This window comes from Microbacterium paludicola, from assembly GCF_015235415.1.
Taxonomy (GTDB): Bacteria; Actinomycetota; Actinomycetes; order Actinomycetales; family Microbacteriaceae; genus Microbacterium; species Microbacterium paludicola.
In genome coordinates this window covers 1-1,297 of sequence record NZ_JADGLL010000096.1, presented here as the reverse complement: position 1 = coordinate 1,297, position 1,297 = coordinate 1, and the positions used below count along the sequence as shown (strand labels likewise).

1 protein-coding gene, 1 pseudogene and 1 other annotated feature are annotated in these 1,297 nt (G+C 68.1%); the gene and the pseudogene both read right to left on the bottom strand.

Translation table 11 applies throughout. The annotated features are described in order from the left end of the window. Nucleotides 1-129: 129 nt before the first annotated feature. A complete protein-coding gene (locus IR155_RS15670) occupies nucleotides 130-1,104 on the bottom strand; it encodes an IS3 family transposase (RefSeq protein WP_167760832.1) in 975 nt (324 codons plus the stop codon). Beyond that, nucleotides 1,000-1,152 (bottom strand) — a sequence feature (AL1L pseudoknot). Its footprint overlaps the gene before it by 105 nt. A 25-nt stretch (nucleotides 1,153-1,177) precedes the next feature. Continuing rightward, nucleotides 1,178-1,297, bottom strand: a pseudogene (locus IR155_RS15665) (IS30 family transposase); the annotation flags it as partial.

Here is a 1,297-nt window from a genome sequence, read left to right as displayed (position 1 = left end):
GAACGGGATCATCGAGCTCCACCGCCGCCTCGCCCGCGGCTACCGCAACCGGCACAACTACCGGCTCCGCATGCTCCTCGCCGCCGGCGGACTCACCCCATGACCCCCACCGGATGTCCGAAGAGCCGGTTATCTGGAACCGGCTCCGACGGGAACCTGTTCTCCAACGTAGCTGACGGGCTTGTGGGATGCCCAGTGGGCGGCCTCGAACTCGGCGGGCGGGACGTGTCCGATCTCGCCGTGCAGGCGCCGGTGGTTGTACCAGTCGACGTATTCGGCGACCGCGATCTCGACGTCGCGGACGGACGCCCACCCGCCCTTGGGGCGCATGACCGGGTTGCGGATGCACTCGGCCTTGAACAGCGAGTTCAGCGCCTCGGCCATCGCGTTGTCGTAGCTGTCGCCGACCGTTCCGACGGACGCGACCGCGTCGGCTTCGGCGAGTCGCTCGGTGTAGCGAATCGCACGGTATTGGACTCCGGCATCGCTGTGATGGATCAGCCCGGTGATGTCCTGACCCGCTCTGCGGCGCTCCCAGAGGCCCATCTCGAGCGCGTCGAGGGCGAGATCGGTGCGCAGCGACGTGGACACCTGCCAGCCGACGACACGGCGGGAGAACACGTCCAGGACGAACGCGGCATAGGTCCACCCGGCGTGGGTGCGGATGTAGGTCAGGTCCGCAACCCAGAGCTGGTTCGGTGCCGTCGCGGTGAACGCGCGCTTCACGAGGTCGGCGGGCCGATCGGTCTCCGCGCCGTCCCCGAAGGTGGTCTTGCGGGTCTTGTCGCGCCGGATGCCCTGGATGCCCGCGGCGCGCATCAGCCGCTCGACCGTGCAACGGGCGACCTCGACGCCCTCCCTGTTCAGGGCCGCGTGGATCTTCCGGGCGCCGTAGACGCCAAGGTTCGCCTTGTGGACCACCCGGATGTCCTCGGTCAGTTCCGCGTCCCTGACCGCCCGCGCGGACGGCGGACGCGCCTTGGCGGCGTAGTAGGTGCTCGGGGCGATCTGAACGTCCGCGTCACGCAGGACCTGGCAGATCGGCTCGACCCCGAACCGGTCGCGGTGCTCGTCGATGTACTCGACGAGCACCGCAGTCGGCACCTCGGCTACTTCAGCTTGCGGTCGAGCTCCGCCGCGGCGAAAAACGCCGACGCGGTCTTCAAGATCGGCGGATTCAACCGGTGGTCGCAACGAGTTCTGTGAACTTCTCCGATGGTGTCAGATAGCCGAGCGTTTTGCGCGGTCGTCCGTTGAGCGAGTCCTGGATCGCGGTCAGCTCAGCGCGGGTGACGAT